Genomic DNA, 16,084 nt, shown 5'->3' on the forward strand with positions numbered 1-16,084 from the left:
GCTGCGCTCGCGCTGCGAAGTTGGAACCCGACTGTTATGCACTGATGCTCGTGCGCGTCAGGATTGGTATGTCAGGGTCAAGCCGTGAAGGCAAAGGAAGCGACGAAGCCTGATCGTCGATTGTCTGCTCGGTGTGCGGCGGTCGCTTCCCTTGGCGCGGCGGTGATTCACTTCGCGGTCGCTCCGATGCATTGGCGTGATTGGTTGGTCTCGGGCGTATTCTTTGCCGGCGTTGCGGTGTTCCAACTGCTCTGGGCGTTGCTCGTCTGGTCGAGGCCGGGGACTGGTGTGCTCGCTGCCGGGTTCGTGGCGAATGCCGGGGCGGCCGCGCTGTGGGTCGTGTCGCGGACGGTGGGTGTCCCGTTCGGGCCTCACGGGGGCCAGCCTGAGGCGGTGGACGGCGCCGGGATCGCGGTTCTGTTGCTTCAGTGTTATGTCGTTATGGGTGCTGGGTGGGCGTTGCTCACGCGCTACCGTGCCGAAGATGTTGGCGGTTTCGGCAGGGCGCTTGTGTTGGTCGGCGCGAACGCTGTGATGGTTGGTGCGGTGGCGGTGGGATTGGCTTCGGGTCTTCAGGGTCACCATCACGGCGACGTGGCCGAGGCGGAGGGAGAACACTCGGCTGCCCATGAAGCGCATGCGGAGGGCCATCACCACGATGCGGATCACACGGATTCCGTTGCTCCGCCGAAACCCGCGGTGCCCAACCCTGCTACCTCGCCGGTGCCCGCCGACTCAGGACGTCCGGTGACCGATATGGGACTCCACACCGACGATGGTCACCAGCATTCGACATCCCTCGTCGCACCGGACGCTTCTGTGCCGCTGCCGTCTTCTGTCGTGGTCCCCCAGGAGTCTGGAGTGCCTGGGACGGATGCGGGGGAGGCGACTGGCGGCGGTCACCACGACCACGGCTGAATTGCCACTTCTGCGACGAGGCCGAGCTGCAACGTTGGGCTACAACGTCATCGCGCTTCCGATCGCCGCCGGCGTCTTCCAGCCCGCATTCGGACTGGTGCTACGCCCGGAGATCGCCGCGCTGTCAATGTCGGGTTCAAGCCTGATCGTCGCGGTCAACGCCTTGATGCTCAAACGGCTCAAGCTGCCCTCGCCGCCGGCCCCAACGACCGAGAAGACATCGCCGGGTGTCTAGGACGGGGCCCCTACGGCGTCGATCGCCGCACGAAGCTTGCCCGCGACCTCGTCGGCAACCTCCTGCAGCCCCTCGTCGCCGGTCACCTGCATCAGCACCTGCGGATCCATCGCCTCAACCAGAACCCGGGTGGCATCGGCAGGATCGGCCCGCACCACGACGTTGCACGGCAACAACAGCCCGATCTGACGGTCGATGCCCACCGCCCGGTGGGCCAGCGGAGGGTTGCAGGCCCCGAGGATCAGGTAGTCCTCCATGTCTGTGTCGAGCTTCTTCTTCAGGGTGGCCTTCATGTCGATCTCGGTGAGCACCCCGAAACCCTGATCGGCTAGGGCTTCGCGGGTGCGGGCCACCGCATCGGCGAAGGGTGTCTGCAGTGATGTCGAGATGGCAATGGATATAGGCACCAGCTTCCTCCGAATCTCGTGTCGACCTTGTGGACTATGGGCCGCGAGGACAGTTCTTTATCGAATCTTCACAGAACGACTAGGACAGCCCTACCCAACGCAGCAAGGCTGGAAGCCGAAGACCGACAGGCTGATCTACGGAAGGAACGTTGTGAAAAAGACAGGGAATGTGGTGACCGGGGTGGCTGCGCTGGCCGCGGTGGCCGCCTTGGGGGCGTGCAGCAACTCGGCGACCAAAGAGGCGTCGTCGGTGGCCTCGTCGTCGGTTCAGACGTCGTCGACGGCGCCGGCGGTTGCGCACAACCAGGCCGACATGCAGTTCGCGCACATGATGATTCCGCATCATCAGCAGGCGGTTGAGATGAGCGACATGATCCTGGCCAAGCAGGGCATCGACCCGCGGGTGGTGGACCTGGCCAAGCAGATCAAGGCGGCCCAGGGCCCGGAGATCGAGCAGATGCAGGGCTGGCTGAATCAGTGGGGCATGGGCGGTATGCCGGGAATGCCCGGTATGCCGGGGAACGCGCCGTCGGATCATGGTGGCATGCACGGATCCGACAACGCTAGCGCATCACCCACGACCACTACCATGCCCAATGGCTCAATGATGCCCAGTGGCTCGATGATGCCAGGCATGCCTGGCATGGGCGACATGCCCGGTATGGACGGGATGATGTCGCCGGCCGACATGGACGCACTGAAGAACGCCCAGGGGGTCGAGGCCAGCAAGTTGTTCTTGACCCAGATGATCAAGCACCACCAGGGCGCAATCACCATGGCGCAGAACGAGATCAAGAACGGTCAGTTCCCTGACGCTGTTGCACTGGCCAAGTCGATCGCCACCAGCCAGCAGAAGGAGATCGACACCATGAATCAGATCCTGAGCTCGTTGTAGAGAGGGTCTAGATGTTGCAGACGCTGACCCTTCTGGTGCGCGTGGCATGACGTGTGAGCATTGCGTTCGCACAGTCACCACTGAACTGTGGAAGCACTCGACACCGTGACCGACGTGGCGATTAGTCGTGTTCCACAGGGTGATTCGACGGTGATCGTGACTAGTTCCGGCGGCCTGACAGCTAGCTCGGTTCGGGATGCTGTGCAGCAGGCCGGTTATGCCATGGTAGAGCCAGCGTCGCGTTGATTGCCGCGAGAGGTTCCGCCTGCCAGTTGGATGGGCAGAGAAACCCCTGAATTTGGTGCCGGTTCCGGGTCCGTGGCTGTCCACGCTGACGTAGCCGCCGTGGGCTTCGGCCAGTGCCTTAACGATGGCCAGTCCGATGCCGGAGCCCCCGTGCCCTCGGTCGCCGGCCGAATCGGCGCGATAGAAGTACTCGAAGATGTGCGGCAGATGCTCGGACACGATCCCGTCTCCGTCGTGGGCGACGGTGAACACCACGTGGGTGGCCGCCCTCGCGGCGGTGAGGGTGACGTGCCCGCCGGCAGGGGTGTGACGTAGCGCGTTGTCGAGGAGGTTTCCCAGGACCTGTGCCAGTCGTGGCGACATCACCGGCATCCACCCAGCCGGGGGGCAGTGCTGGCGTGGAAATCTTCGGCCTGGGCCCGCGCAGCGGCATCGGCGGAGAAGCGGACCAATCGACCGGTCTGTTCGCGCAGCGTCGCGATGGTCGGCTGGTCGAGGGGTTTCACACCGTCCTACACGGCTTCCAGAGATAGGCCTCGGGCGAGCAGCTCCCGTGGAACGAAGGGCTTCGTGATGTAGTCGTCTGCGTCGCCCGGCAAGCCGACGATTGAGTCCACTTCGGTATCGCGAGCGGTCAGCATCACGAGGTGGGCATCGGAGAACGCCCCGCAGTTGGCGGCACACCTCCACGCCGTTCAATCCCGGCAATCCCAGATCGAGCTGCCTTCGATATGGCGTCCGTGTTTTTCATGGTGCCGTCCTATGGCGCAAGTCCCGGCTGTTGAGCGAACCTTCACAAAACCAACACCAAACGTCTCGGGACAGCAGAGCAGTGTGAAAGGGAACCTTCGAGACGACGGGATCGGTGATGAGTCGACGGACCCCTGCAGGTATGACGCGGCGCGGCTTCTTGGCCGCCAGCGTCCTCGGCGGCGCGGCTTTGGCGGCCTGTAGCCGCTCCACTCCCGCCAGTGCCCCCAGCGGCACGATTGCGCCGGATGCCATCGCCGCAGCGGAAGCTGCCCGGCCGCACACAGGCAAGACGGTCACCGCACGGCTGGCCGCTGGCTCGGCCGATATCGACCTGGGCGGAACCACAGCCCGCACGCTGGCCTACAACAGCCAGATTCCTGGACCCTTGATCCGGGCCAACGTCGGCGACGAGATCGCCGTCTCCGTCGACAACGGTCTGGATCACCCGTCGTCGGTGCACTGGCACGGCATCGCCTTGCGCAACGATATGGACGGCGCCTCCCCGGCCACGCCCAACATCGCGCCAGGATCGAGTTTCACCTATCGATTCAGCTCTCCGTACCCCGGAACGTATTGGGCGCATCCCCACACCGGGCTGGACACCGACTTCGGCCTGTACGTACCGGTCATCATCGACGATCCGACCGAGCCGGGCCGCTACGACGCCGAGTGGATCGTGATGCTCGACGACTGGACATCCGGGGTCGGTCCAAGTCCTGAGCAGATCTTCAACGGACTGCGCTCGATGGGCATGGGCGGCGGCTCCATGCCGGGAATGCCCGGTGGGATGGGCAACATGCCGGGCATGGGCGGTGGCGGCAGTGATCTGCTGGGAGGAGACAGCGGTGACGTCAGCTACCCGTACTACCTCATCAACGGGCGAATCCCCGCGGCTGCGAGCACCTTCACCGCCAAGCCGGGACAGCGCGTCCGCATCCGCATCATCAACGCCGCTGCCGACACCGCCTTCCGGGTCGCCCTGGCCGGACATCGGATGACGGTGACCCACACCGACGGCTTCCCGGTGGTCCCCACCGAGGTCGACGCGCTGCTGCTGGGCATGGGGGAGCGCTACGACGTCATCGTGACCGCTGGCGACGGAGTGTTCCCGTTGGTGGCTGCGGCTGAGGGCAAGAACGCCGTCGCCCGCGCACTGTTGTCCACCGGCGCCGGAAGCGCCCCCGATGCCGGCTTCCGACCCCCGCAACTGACGGGTCGGGTCGGGACCGTCGACACGTTCACTGCCACACCGCAAGTGCAGCTGCCCACCAACAGTGACCACGCACTGCAGGCGCGGCTGTCGGGCACGATGATGCACTACGACTGGATGATCAACGGCCGACCCTACGACCAGACCATCCCGCTGACCGTAAAGCAGGGCCAGCACGCCACTTTGACCTTCGCCAACCGGACCATGATGTGGCATCCGATGCATCTGCACGGCCATACCTATCAGGTGATCAAGGCCGACGGCAGTGCCGGGCCGCGCAAGGACACCGTCATCGTCAAGCCGATGCAGGCCGTGACCGTCAGGCTCGTCGCCGACAATCCCGGAATCTGGATGTTGCACTGCCACAACGGATATCACATGGATGCCGGGATGATGACCACGCTGAACTACACCGGCTGATACGACACCCAGCCGCAAACCCGGGCAGCCTCCGCTGCGCTCGCGCTGCGAAGTTGGAACCCGACTGTTATGCACTGATGCTCGTGCGCGTCAGGATTGGTATGTCAGGGTCAAGCCGTGAAGGCAAAGGAAGCGACGAAGCCTGATCGTCGATTGTCTGCTCGGTGTGCGGCGGTCGCTTCCCTTGGCGCGGCGGTGATTCACTTCGCGGTCGCTCCGATGCATTGGCGTGATTGGTTGGTCTCGGGCGTATTCTTTGCCGGCGTTGCGGTGTTCCAACTGCTCTGGGCGTTGCTCGTCTGGTCGAGGCCGGGGACTGGTGTGCTCGCTGCCGGGTTCGTGGCGAATGCCGGGGCGGCCGCGCTGTGGGTCGTGTCGCGGACGGTGGGTGTCCCGTTCGGGCCTCACGGGGGCCAGCCTGAGGCGGTGGACGGCGCCGGGATCGCGGTTCTGTTGCTTCAGTGTTATGTCGTTATGGGTGCTGGGTGGGCGTTGCTCACGCGCTACCGTGCCGAAGATGTTGGCGGTTTCGGCAGGGCGCTTGTGTTGGTCGGCGCGAACGCTGTGATGGTTGGTGCGGTGGCGGTGGGATTGGCTTCGGGTCTTCAGGGTCACCATCACGGCGACGTGGCCGAGGCGGAGGGAGAACACTCGGCTGCCCATGAAGCGCATGCGGAGGGCCATCACCACGATGCGGATCACACGGATTCCGTTGCTCCGCCGAAACCCGCGGTGCCCAACCCTGCTACCTCGCCGGTGCCCGCCGACTCAGGACGTCCGGTGACCGATATGGGACTCCACACCGACGATGGTCACCACGACCACAGCTGAACCCAACACTTCTGGGGTGGACGCGGCCAAATCCTGAGGGACGTGGGTCGACGCTGACGCCCACGGACTTGTCTCAGCGGCTGAGGCCGGACCGGCTCACCCGTCGTTGCAGAGTCGACGCCACCAGACTCAACGGATGATCCGATCGCTGCGGTAGCGCCAGTCTGCTGGTGACCAGGCGCACGGCATGTGCCCGGGTGAGTCGGCGGCGCAGCACGGCGGCGCCGAGCAGCCCGGTGAAAACCCCGATCGCGAAGTATCCCTTCGCGCGGCGTCTGTCGCGCTCGCGCGCCGCGCCTGCGATATAGCCGCCCAGCGCGGCGAGGGCGGCGGTCGCGATGAGCAGAGAACTCAGCACTCCAACCGCGTCCACGCCGCAACCTCCTCAATCGGTTCTTCGATCACACCACCGGAAGCTGTGAATCGGCGGGTTCGAGCGAAGGTCGTGATCCAACCGAGGGCCAAGCGTTACCTGCCACCGTCACTCGGTGAACGCACGGGAGTACCGGCACCCGTCGCGCTCCACCCAGGCGACCAACCCGTTGATCGGCGGACCGAATGTGATGCGCTCGGGCAGCCGTGGGTCGGCGCCGATCCGAAAAGTCCGTTCGCCCAAGGGAACAAGCTCGCAGTCGTCGGTGGGTGCCTCGACGCCGCCGGGAGCGATAAGTACCAGCCTGCCCTGGCGTAACACCACTCTGAAGTTGGTGAACCACGGGGTGTAGGAGCGATAGTGGCCGCAGAACGACTTCATCTCTCCCGCAGATGATTCCGCTGCAATCGGTGTACCAGAACGGCTGAACGTCCGCGGACCCCAATGCCATGCGTCGTCGCGAAAGGTCAGCGAGAACTTCGCCAGTGACCGGTGCCTGACCACCGCGCCGCGGGTCCAGGTGCGAAGCAGCGGCTCCCGGCCGCCGGAGAATTCGACGGCCAACCGCACGCGGTCGCTGCTGCGTTCTTCGACGGTGACCGTCATCGACCGCGCGTCATCGGATTCCGAAGCGCTGTCGACGAATCGGCCCACGTAACCGTCGCTCTCGACACTGGTCGGCCACCACTGTGGCGTGAGTCCCGCCAGGTCGACGCAACTGGGGATTCTGAGTTCAGCGGCGACACTGCGGGCGATCGCCTCGGCGACCGGGCTGTCGCCGTTGGCATTGGTCAGTACGCAGACCGCGATGCCGTCATCGAGATCGGCCAGCAGGAACGAGGCGTAGCCGACCATGCCGCCGCCGTGTGACAGCACGGTGCGCCCGGCCACGCGCTCGACGTTGATGCCGAGCCCGTATCGGCTGGTCTCGGTGGTGGCAACCCCGGGCAGGGGCAGGACGTCCTCGCCGTCGGGGGCCGTCGCGCCGACCATGGTCTCGAACTCGTCGGGGGACAGGATCATCGCTCGGCCCAAGGTTCCGCGCCCCAACAACATCCGCGCGAATACACCGAGGTCCGAAGCGGTCGCGGCGATATTACCGTCTGCGCCGGCAACCTCCAGCCACGGCGCCTGCACCAGCGGTTCGCCAGGAGCCCATGGTCGATCGTCGTGCAACGCCTGATAGCCGCGGGCCAGCGACGCATAGTCGTCGTGCGTCACGCAGGTGATGGTGGAGTTCATCTGCAAGGGGGCCAGCACGTGGTCGCGAACTAGGTAGGTGATGGGACTTCCGGACACCGCGCGGGCCGCCCGGCCCAGCAGGAGAAACCCCAGGTTGGAGTAGTGGAAGAAGGTGCCCGGCCGGGCCGGCGACACACTGCCGGCGAACGTCGCCACCTGAGCGAGTTCGTCGGGCAGTGCGTCGACGCTGGCCGCCAGGCCGGCCGTGTGCGTCAGCAGCCGCTCGATGGTGATCGCCTCGGCGCGCAGGGATTCGGGAAGCCAATCGAGTACGGCGCCGACGGGGGTGTCGAGGCGGATCAGGCCGCGGCGCACCAGCTGCAAGACCGCGATCGCGTTGAACACCTTGCTGATTGATCCGATTTCGAACAGATGGTGTGGTGCAACGGGAATGCCCGCGCTGATGTCGGCCTTGCCGAAGTGGTAGGAGAACAACTCACGCTGCCGGTCGACGGCGACGACCACGCCGCCGGGCACGGCCCAATGCTCGGCAATCGTGGAGATGACCGCCCGTGCTGATTCGGTCATGCGTCGGTGGATCCAGCTGGCTGGCTATTCAACATACTCAGTATGCTAAGTGGAGCGCCCTGCTTAGCGACGCCGGTGGCGGCCCGGCGCCGTGTCAGCCGGTCTGTTCGGCGTCGCGGCCGGTGACCTTGTCCAGGAAATCCACCGCGAGGACGCGCACCGGGACGTTGGTCTGCTGGCTCTGCTTGCGCAGCACGTCGAACGCTGCATCGGCGTCGATGCCGTGCATCGCCATCAGCACGCCCTTGGCCTGCTCGATCGGCGCCCTTGACTGCAACACCCGCTGGATCGACTCGGCCGTGTCGCGAGCCGTCTTGAACCGGGCGAAGTCGGCGATCGCCCGAGACACCGCCGTGGTCAGCAGATCGAGGATCTCGACGTCGATGCTGTCGAAAGCGTGCGCCGCGCGTCCGTAAAGGTTGAACGAGCCCAGCGTCTGCTCGGCGGTGAACAGTGGCGCGGCCAGGAAGCTGTTGATCCCGTGCCGACGCGCGGCGACAGCGAAGGCCGGCCACCGGGCCATCGCCTCACCGGAGTCGAGCATCACGGTGGTGCGGTTGCGCGAGGCGTGCAGGCAGGGGCCGTCACCGGCGTCGTACTGCTCACTGTCGATCTGCAGGGTCCGCTCATCGGTGTGCACCGCGGTGTAGGTCAACCCACCGAGGTCGATGGTGATCCCGGTGCTCTCGGCCCCGTCGACAGCCTCCTGCGCAATCGCCGTGACCCGCTGCAACAGGGTCAGCAGGTCGCCTTCGTCGGCGATGCTGCGCCCGGCGTCCACCAGCATCCGAGCCAGGGCCGCGGGCGACATGCTGTTGCGGGCGGCCGCCTCGACGACGATCTCCGCCGCCTGCTCGGTGTCGATTCCATCCAGCACATCGGTGGGGATGGAGTCCTCGACACGCGGGTCGGTCTGATCCATCAGGCGAGTGTCCCACTTTTGGCAGAGGCAGGTGTCGGCACTAGGTCGATAAGTCGCCGACCGGCCGTTTTGTCACGGCTGTACTGCGACGCTGTACTGCGACGCTGAACTGCGACGCCCCCGGCGTCAGGGGAGCACGGTGTGCATCAACATCACGTTGTACGCCGACCACAGCGACAGGTTGTAGTAGAGCTCGCGGCCCGTCGACCAGGGGTGCAGGAACGGCGCGTAGATGCCGCCGGGGATCTGCATCGAGGAGACCAGCATCTGCTCGGGGCCCCACGGTCCCTGCGGGGCGGGTGCCGTGCGCATCACCACGTCGTTGTTGCCGTTGCAGTACAGCACGAGATATTGCTTCAGATAGGTGTTGAACTGGGCGGACATCTCGCCGACGGGGCCGGGGATGACCGGTGTCGCTGCCGCCGGGTTACCGGGGACCCAGGCGTTGGTGTCGGAGTTCCAGTACTCGTACTTGGTCAGGTCCGGGACGAGGCCGGGACTGACCCGGGCGATGTAGGCGGAGCCGCCACGGCCGTTGGGGGTGCCGAACGTGTAGAGGTACGGATCGCCAGGGCCCGGCTTGAGGAACGCGCCCATCTGGAACTTCTCATTGCCGGAGTCGGGCGTACGGATCGTGCCGGGGTAGACACCCCACGTCTCGCCATTGTCCGAGGACACGGCGATGGCCGAGAAGTTGGTGGTCCACGCTCCGTTGTTGTCCCAGCTCTTGATCGACATGAAGTTCATGAACTGCTGCTGCCCGACGGCGACCCCGGCGGTCGGGATGATGCCGGTTTCCTCGGGTGCGGTGTTGATGCTGTTGACGACTTGTTTGGCGATGCCCTCGCGCCAGACCGGCGCGCCGGAGTATTTGTTGCCGACGACCCCGTCGGGCACCGCGATCGTGTTGGACAACGCGCCGTCCGAGGTGCGCATCAGAACGTTGTAGCGCCATTGTTTTCCGGGGATCTGGCAGTAGCCGTTGGTGTCGCCGAACGCCATCAGCACCTGGCGGTTACTGGGATCGCCGTTGTCCCACATGATTCCGAGGTCGGTACCGGTGATGGCGAAGCGCTGGATGGTCTTGTTCGGGCTGTCCGGGCCGGTCACCCAGCCCACGAGCGATGTCCCCGGTGGCGCGGTCGAGGGTGGGGTGGCAGCGGCCGCCGGCGCCGGAGCGGGCTGAGCCTGGACAGGGGTCTGGCTGGTGGCGGCTCCCGGCTTGGGTGATGGTGAGACCGCAGCCTGTTTCTGGACCTGGTTGCTGCTGGGGATGAGCGCCTTGATGAGTTCACCCAACTTCGGCAGCGGCGCTTGGTCGTTCGCGCCGACCGGCTTGTGCCCGATGGGGCGGTCGAAGGGGGCGATCGCCGACGGCTTCGGAATCTGGAACGCCTGATTCGGCAGGGGCTGCGCCTCGGCTGCCGCCCCTTCGCAGGGCTCCGCAGAGGCGGGCGGTGCGATCCCTGTTGCCACGCACAGGCCTAGGACGAGCGCCGACGCCATCGACAGCGCAGGGAGGCGAGGGCGCGGAGTCACAACATACCTTTCGGACGGGGATTGGCGACGGTGGTCGGCGGCAGTGGCAAGCAGTGCTCAATGTGACGATAGGGACTGGTGTGCGTTCTGTGACCATTGGTGCACCGAACGGTATGGACCCGTGACCGTGTCGCAACCTCAGCCGCGAGTCGGTCGTCGCTGGCCGAGTGTCGCTCGATGGGTGCCCGTCGTCAGACGCAGGCGAGGGCGCGGGGAAAAACGAAAAAATGAAGGACTGAAAGCCGCAGCCGCTGTGGTCCTTCGAGAAAGCCGCACGAGGCGGGGTCCGCGCCCTCGCGACGATTGAACCCCACAGCCGCGACGGGCGCAAGGTCGTTGGATTCTCACCGTGCGTTGCGCAGGCTGACCAGCGATACCAGGCCCATCTCCTGACGCAGTTGCCCCGGTGGCAGCACGCGGAATCCGACGACACCGCGGCGCCCGGTCGCGGCCTGCACGATCTTGCGGGCGATCCGGAAGTCCAGGTCTTTCAACGTCCCGCGGTCGGTGGTGGTCTCCAGCAGCGACGTCAGGCCGGCAACCGCGAACGGGCTGGTCACGTCCAGCATGACGTTGGTGGCCAACACGAGCTGGTGAGCCCGCTCCCGAACTGGAAAGGCCCGCAGCCCGGCCGCGGCGCCGTCGATCCGGGCGGCGATGCGAGCAACGAAGCGCCGCAGCCGATGCGGCCCCACCGCCGTCGTGCCCGCGTAGGTCACCGACATCCCCAGGGAGTCGATGCGCCCGCGCCCCCGGTAGGCCGCGTCCTCGGCAGATGGCCGCCCAGTGGCGCTCAGCGCGGTTCTGAGCTCCTTGGCGAGCTTGCGCCTGACTCCGAGTTCCGGTGCGAGCGCGTCGATCCGGGCATCGGCTTCATGCAGTGCATCCAGTTCGGAGTGAGCGATCAGGAAATCGTCGTTGTAGCGGGCGTAGAAAATGCCGTCGATGTCCAGAATCGCCCGGTCCATCGGCGTCACGGCAAGGTTGGCCAGGATCGGCACGAGGGGAGTCCCCATGGCGACCCCGCGTATCCGGCTGAACAGGGTGCCCTCCTCGTCACGCACCACAGGACGGGCCAAGGCGGTGATGAGGTCCCAGACCGGCTGCGCCACAGCACCTGTCGGGCTGCCCAGCGACACCACCTCGCGGACGATGGGCCATAGTGCCGCGTCGGGTCCCACGGGCAGGTTGTCACCGTAGTGTTCGAAGTCGGACTGCAGCACATACAGCGGTGGCCCCTTGCTTCCGACCCGGGCCCGATGAGCGCGTACGAAGCGCGCGAGCTCGCGGATCGCTGCGACGTTGGTCGTACCAGGGAGATAGGAGTAGACGCCGGGCAGGCCGTAGCAGCAGGCGTTGTGGGCGATCAGGGCGAACAGCGCCGACCCGACGACGTGGTCGGTGAAGGCGGGCAGGTGCGCGGCACGGCGCTTACCGTTGGTGTCGAGTACCCACAGATCGACCGGCCGTGGCCGGTATTGGCCGTTGGCCACGGTGTGTGCGATCGCCCGGGCCAGGGAACGCCGGTTGGTGGCGGTGTCGGCATAGGTCACGCCATTGTCGGCGATCTCGTCGAACGCCAAGCCGCGCTGTCGCTTCTTCTCGAAAATCCGCACGATGGTGGCCTCATAGGTCTTGGGATCGGCCAGTCGCGCCGCAATGTCGAGCGGATCAGTCATCGTCGAGACTCCCTGCGGCCCAGCAGATCCCCCAGCCGCGCACGGCATCCTGGACCCGCCTGCAGGATGCGCCGTCCGGGTCAGGTGGCGAGATCAGGAGCATCCGCAACGTGCCATGGCGATAAATTGGCGTGATCTGGCGATCGGCCAGTGTGACGGTGCTGGTTCCGTCCTCGAGCGCTCTCGTCACGGCTGGGACTGCCCTGGCCAGGAAGCCCTGATCGAGGCGACGCATATCGCGCATCCCGGAACGAGTCTGCGTGTCCACGACGATCCAGTCGGGGAAAAGCGACCGGAACGCGCGGGTAAGGGCAGCCAGATCCGCAGGGGCGTCGACCCGATCGCCCCGCCGGGCCCAGTGCCGGAACGCCTCGCGCCCGGTACCGAACGGTGCCGGTGCCCCGCGGTTCACCGCCGCGCCGGTAGCGGCCTGCACGAGCACGTGGGGCTGCGGCCCGCTGAGTTCCACCACCCGGTGGTAGTAGCTGATTCTCGTCGGCGATCGGAACGACACGTACCCCTGGCCGTCGAACGACGCGCGGATCAGCAGGACGGCGGCCGCCCGCTGTTTGGTCGTCGTCGACTGCGGGATCGTCAGCTCGCCCAGCCGCACCGGCCCGGGTTCGCGGGCCAGGCGGCGCAGCCAGTCACCCACGGCGAGCAGCGTGGGAAGCGGTGGATATCGGCGGTCCCGCAGATGTTGCAGATTGATCAGCAGGATCAGCTGCAGGATCATGGCCGCGGTGATCTGGATCAGATCCGAGGCCGGATCCGGCTTGATCCACACCAGCCACAACAGAACGACGAGGAACAACATGGTTGCCAGGTGGGTTCCGGAGCGGCCCTCGGCGAACAACCGGATCTGGTAGATGCCGATCACGCTGCGCACCACAAAAAGTGGGATGAGTGCCACCAAGAAGGTCAGCGGGACGTCCTGGAGAAGGTAGGTTCCGAGCGCAGCGGCGAGCGCCCAGAAATACAGCGCGGCAAGTGGGGCCACCAGCATGAGCCGATGGAAGAACGCGCGCCGGAACTCGTAGAGACTTGAAAGGCTTTGCAGCCGAACGAAATCGAAGTAGAAGATACCGGCTGACTCGTAGGAGCCGCGAAACAGCGGCAGAATCAGATAGAAGAACCGGAAGGTATCGACGTGACGCCAGGCCGCGACCGCCGCGGTGAGGTCGAATGAGCGGGTATTGGTTCCGTAGATGCCGACGACGGCCAGAACGAGCACCGCGTCCAGCCGTAGTCCCAGTCCGGACAGCATGGCCTTGGTGCCCTGCCATGGCGGGATCTTCGGCAGCAGCCGCCACAGGGCCTGCGACCGGTTTCGCAGTTTCGGATGAAATCCGATCAGTCGGTAGGCCTGAAGTGCGTAGCGGACGGTGAGCGCGATGGCGATGGCATTCGACGCGATGATCGCCGTGATGATCGCGACCGCGGGGTAGTAGTAGAAGCCGAGCCCGATCACCGCCAACTGGACCAGTGGCGACGCGAAAATCGACCACCGCGGCCGGTACACCCGTCGAGTCGCGTAGACCCCTGAATGCAGGGCGCGCACCGGGAAATTGAGCGCGACCTCCACCACGATCAGGAACCCGTACAGGTGCGCGACCGCGGCCTCGTCGCCGGAGGGGCGAAGCGCTGTCAGTGCCAGCCCTCCCACGATCGTCGTGATGACGCCCAGGACTGCGGCAAGGACCAGCCAGCTGCCCACTTCGTACCCGGCCGCATCCTTTTCGCCGGACCGCGCGAACCGGCGGAGCCGCCCGCGCATGACCTCCAGCAGGCCCCACCATGCACCGCCGACCATCAGGCTGCCGACCCGCAGCATCATGACGGTGAAGGCCGCCATGCCGCCGAGGCTGGCGAGGATCAGGTAGAACTCCGCGACGTGCACCGCAAACTGTGCCGTGGACAGCAGCAGCGGATAGCGCAACCGGTAGGCAAGGTAGGCGCCGACCCGGCCGGTGAGCAGGCTTGCGTACAACGAGGGCACCCGCGTCCGGCCGCGTGCGGCGCGATCGAACCAGCGGTCGATCTCGTTCACGGTGCGGCGACCTTCGGAGGCGGCAACAGCATCTGACCTTCGGCAATCCTTCAACGCTGACGCGCGGTCGTGACAAGCTGTACCGCATGCGGCGAGGCGACGCGGCCGTATTGTCCATATCGGCGGCATTGGGGGCGGTGGTCGTCGCTGCCGTCGTCTTCAGCGTCGTCGTGGTCGACCGCCCGCACGGCCCGGCCAAAACCGTGGCGTCCGACAGTGACTCGAGCCTGCTCGTGCTCACGTGGGGGCCCAGTCTGTGCAAGGTCGATCCCGCCAACCCCGGCTGCCGGAGCGGTCACGTCAGAGCCCTGGGGCCGGCGCTCATCCTGCACGGTCTGTGGCCGCAGCCGCCGACGCAGCAGTTCTGCGGTGTACGCCGCGACGGCGGTCAAAGCCCGGGTCTTTCGGCACTGAACCTGCCCGCACAGCTGCAGACCGATCTGCGGTCCATGATGTCGGACGCCGCCATCATGGCGCCGCACGAGTGGTCGGCGCACGGCAGCTGCTCGGGTTTGCCGCCGGCGGACTACTTCACGGTCGCCACGACCCTGACCGAACAGCTGACTGCGGTACTCGACCCGGTCTTTCGGGCAGCGGAGGGCGGCGAGGTGACGCTGAGCGCGGTGCGCAACCGGATGGTTGCAGCGTTCGGCGGCCAAGCGGGTAACCGGATCGGCATGAATTGCCGAGAGGCCGACAGCGTCGGCATGGTGGCCTACGAGGTCCACGTGTCTCTTCCTCCCGTCGCCGAGTTGCGGTCCACATCGAAAGACCTGGCGCCGAGCCAGCTGCTCGGGAAGGCGCCCACGATCTTCCCCGGCTGCCGCCGTGGCTTGGTGCCCTGAGCCCGGGTGAGACGGTGTATGACATGCCCGTGACCAGCACATGGCGGGCCGGTGACCCGGGGCGTGACCGCACGTTGGTCCGAGGTGCCGGGAGGCATACTGCGGTGGTGATCCGCCGCGTGACAGCGTTCCTCGTCGGGCTGGTGCTGGGTGGCGGGGTGGGTGCGGGGCCGGCGTCGGCCAGTGTCGATCCCCCCGGAGTGCTGACGTTCGGGACGCTGCAGCGCACGTACATCGTTCACGTCCCGCCGGGTCCCCCGAATGCGCTGGTGCTCAACCTGCACGGCGCCGGGCAGACCGGCCGCGACCAGCAGGCGGTGACCGGCTATGACGCGGTAGCCGACCAGCACGGGTTCGTCGTCGCCTACCCGGACGGTATCGATCTGAGCTGGGCCGACGGGCGCGGTGCGTCTATCCCCGATCGGCAGGGCGTCGATGACGTCGGCTTTCTGGCGGCGCTCATCGTCCGCCTCAGCCGCGAATTCGGTATTGCTCCGGGGCGGGTGTTCGTCACTGGCATGTCGGCAGGTGCGTTCATGACCACGCGGCTGGCGTGCGCGCGGGCGGACCTGGTCGGCGCGATCGCACCCGTTGCCGGCACGTTGAGCTCGACGGTTCCGTGCAGCCCGTCGCGACCGGTGTCGGTGCTTGCGGTGCACGGCAATGCGGATCCGGTAGTGCCCTACAACGGAGGTCCGATGGTCGGCCGGGGCGGCCCCAGCGACGTGGTGGCGGCCCCGGTGATGGCCGAGCGGTGGCGGGCCGCCGATACGTGTCCGGCGCCCGTGCCGAACGCCGGCCCCGGCATCACCAGCCTGATAGCAGTGGGGTGCGCGGGTGGCGCCGAAGTGGCGTTTGTGAGTGTTGAAGGCGGCGGCCACATCTGGCCGTTGGGTGGCTTCGACGCATCCCAGGCCAGCGCCCAGTTCTTCGCCGCGCGGCCATGATTGGCGGCGGAAGCTGTTCGGGGTGCTACGCGCCGGTGAGTCTT

At 66.4% G+C, this 16,084-nt stretch carries 13 protein-coding genes and 3 pseudogenes; 7 read left to right on the plus strand and 9 right to left on the minus strand.

Annotated features, from left to right (window positions below):
- Positions 1 to 84: 84 nt before the first annotated feature.
- Positions 85 to 918, plus strand: a complete 834-nt coding sequence (locus tag ACXDF8_RS25665) for a hypothetical protein (protein WP_457226080.1) — start codon at positions 85 to 87, stop codon at positions 916 to 918.
- A 34-nt stretch (positions 919 to 952) separates the two neighbouring features.
- Positions 953 to 1,153: pseudogene (locus ACXDF8_RS25670) on the plus strand (hypothetical protein); the annotation flags it as partial.
- On the opposite strand, the gene ACXDF8_RS25675 reads toward ACXDF8_RS25670, so the two are convergent.
- Positions 1,150 to 1,554, minus strand: a complete 405-nt coding sequence (locus tag ACXDF8_RS25675; protein ID WP_457226105.1) for a DUF302 domain-containing protein — start codon at positions 1,552 to 1,554, stop codon at positions 1,150 to 1,152. The pseudogene ACXDF8_RS25670 and the gene ACXDF8_RS25675 sit on opposite strands and share 4 nt — an antisense overlap.
- A gap of 157 nt (positions 1,555 to 1,711) precedes the next feature.
- Between ACXDF8_RS25675 and ACXDF8_RS25680 the strand changes: the two genes are divergently transcribed.
- The gene (locus tag ACXDF8_RS25680; protein ID WP_457226081.1) at positions 1,712 to 2,455 is read left to right on the plus strand and encodes a DUF305 domain-containing protein; all 744 of its coding nucleotides are present in this window, start codon (positions 1,712 to 1,714) and stop codon (positions 2,453 to 2,455) included.
- Positions 2,456 to 2,806: 351 nt separating this feature from the next.
- On the opposite strand, the pseudogene ACXDF8_RS25685 reads toward ACXDF8_RS25680, so the two are convergent.
- Positions 2,807 to 3,073: pseudogene (locus ACXDF8_RS25685) on the minus strand (sensor histidine kinase); the annotation flags it as partial.
- A 164-nt stretch (positions 3,074 to 3,237) separates the two neighbouring features.
- A pseudogene (locus tag ACXDF8_RS25690) lies at positions 3,238 to 3,421 on the minus strand (response regulator); the annotation flags it as partial.
- A gap of 148 nt (positions 3,422 to 3,569) precedes the next feature.
- Here ACXDF8_RS25690 and ACXDF8_RS25695 point away from each other — a divergent pair.
- Both ACXDF8_RS25695 and ACXDF8_RS25700 read left to right on the plus strand, forming a co-directional pair.
- Positions 3,570 to 5,084 carry a multicopper oxidase family protein gene (locus ACXDF8_RS25695; RefSeq protein WP_457226082.1) on the plus strand — a complete coding sequence of 505 codons (1,515 nt, stop codon included), beginning with the start codon at positions 3,570 to 3,572 and terminating at the stop codon, positions 5,082 to 5,084.
- Positions 5,085 to 5,201: 117 nt separating this feature from the next.
- Positions 5,202 to 5,915 (plus strand): hypothetical protein, encoded by a 714-nt coding sequence (locus tag ACXDF8_RS25700; protein ID WP_457226083.1) that lies wholly within the window; start codon positions 5,202 to 5,204, stop codon positions 5,913 to 5,915.
- A 73-nt stretch (positions 5,916 to 5,988) separates the two neighbouring features.
- On the opposite strand, the gene ACXDF8_RS25705 is transcribed toward ACXDF8_RS25700, so the two are convergent.
- The 6 genes from ACXDF8_RS25705 to ACXDF8_RS25730 form a co-directional block, all read right to left on the minus strand.
- Positions 5,989 to 6,288, minus strand: a complete 300-nt coding sequence (locus tag ACXDF8_RS25705) for a hypothetical protein (RefSeq protein ID WP_457226084.1) — start codon at positions 6,286 to 6,288, stop codon at positions 5,989 to 5,991.
- Positions 6,289 to 6,396: 108 nt separating this feature from the next.
- Positions 6,397 to 8,058, minus strand: coding sequence for a serine hydrolase domain-containing protein (locus tag ACXDF8_RS25710; protein WP_457226085.1), 1,662 nt, complete (start codon positions 8,056 to 8,058; stop codon positions 6,397 to 6,399).
- 94 nt (positions 8,059 to 8,152) lie between these two features.
- Positions 8,153 to 8,980 carry an ANTAR domain-containing protein gene (locus ACXDF8_RS25715; RefSeq protein WP_457226086.1) on the minus strand — a complete coding sequence of 276 codons (828 nt, stop codon included), beginning with the start codon at positions 8,978 to 8,980 and terminating at the stop codon, positions 8,153 to 8,155.
- 126 nt (positions 8,981 to 9,106) lie between these two features.
- Complete coding sequence (locus tag ACXDF8_RS25720) at positions 9,107 to 10,519, minus strand: glycoside hydrolase family 183 protein (protein ID WP_457226087.1); 1,413 nt, start codon at positions 10,517 to 10,519, stop codon at positions 9,107 to 9,109.
- Between the two features lie 344 nt (positions 10,520 to 10,863).
- Positions 10,864 to 12,198 carry a hypothetical protein gene (locus ACXDF8_RS25725; RefSeq protein WP_457226088.1) on the minus strand — a complete coding sequence of 445 codons (1,335 nt, stop codon included), beginning with the start codon at positions 12,196 to 12,198 and terminating at the stop codon, positions 10,864 to 10,866.
- A complete protein-coding gene (locus tag ACXDF8_RS25730) occupies positions 12,191 to 14,248 on the minus strand; it encodes a hypothetical protein (RefSeq protein WP_457226089.1) in 2,058 nt (685 codons plus the stop codon). Before ACXDF8_RS25730 ends, ACXDF8_RS25725 begins: the two co-directional genes overlap by 8 nt.
- Positions 14,249 to 14,334: 86 nt before the next feature.
- Between ACXDF8_RS25730 and ACXDF8_RS25735 the strand changes: the two genes are divergently transcribed.
- Positions 14,335 to 15,093 (plus strand): ribonuclease T2 family protein, encoded by a 759-nt coding sequence (locus ACXDF8_RS25735; protein WP_457226090.1) that lies wholly within the window; start codon positions 14,335 to 14,337, stop codon positions 15,091 to 15,093.
- A gap of 23 nt (positions 15,094 to 15,116) precedes the next feature.
- Entirely contained in the window at positions 15,117 to 16,040 is a 924-nt protein-coding gene (locus ACXDF8_RS25740; protein WP_457226091.1) for a CE1 family esterase, read from the plus strand.
- Positions 16,041 to 16,084 lie beyond the last annotated feature (44 nt).

This window comes from Mycolicibacterium sp. CBM1, from assembly GCF_054073305.1.

Excerpts from the sequence above, each read along its gene's own strand:
- ACXDF8_RS25725 (WP_457226088.1), bottom strand. The coding sequence starts at position 12,198 with ATGACTGATCCGCTCGACATTGCGGCGCGACTGGCCGATCCCAAGACC.
- ACXDF8_RS25710 (WP_457226085.1), bottom strand. The coding sequence starts at position 8,058 with ATGACCGAATCAGCACGGGCGGTCATCTCCACGATTGCCGAGCATTGG.
- ACXDF8_RS25715 (WP_457226086.1), bottom strand. The coding sequence starts at position 8,980 with ATGGATCAGACCGACCCGCGTGTCGAGGACTCCATCCCCACCGATGTG.
- ACXDF8_RS25735 (WP_457226090.1), top strand. The coding sequence starts at position 14,335 with ATGCGGCGAGGCGACGCGGCCGTATTGTCCATATCGGCGGCATTGGGG.
- ACXDF8_RS25740 (WP_457226091.1), top strand. The coding sequence starts at position 15,117 with ATGCCCGTGACCAGCACATGGCGGGCCGGTGACCCGGGGCGTGACCGC.
- ACXDF8_RS25695 (WP_457226082.1), top strand. The coding sequence starts at position 3,570 with ATGAGTCGACGGACCCCTGCAGGTATGACGCGGCGCGGCTTCTTGGCC.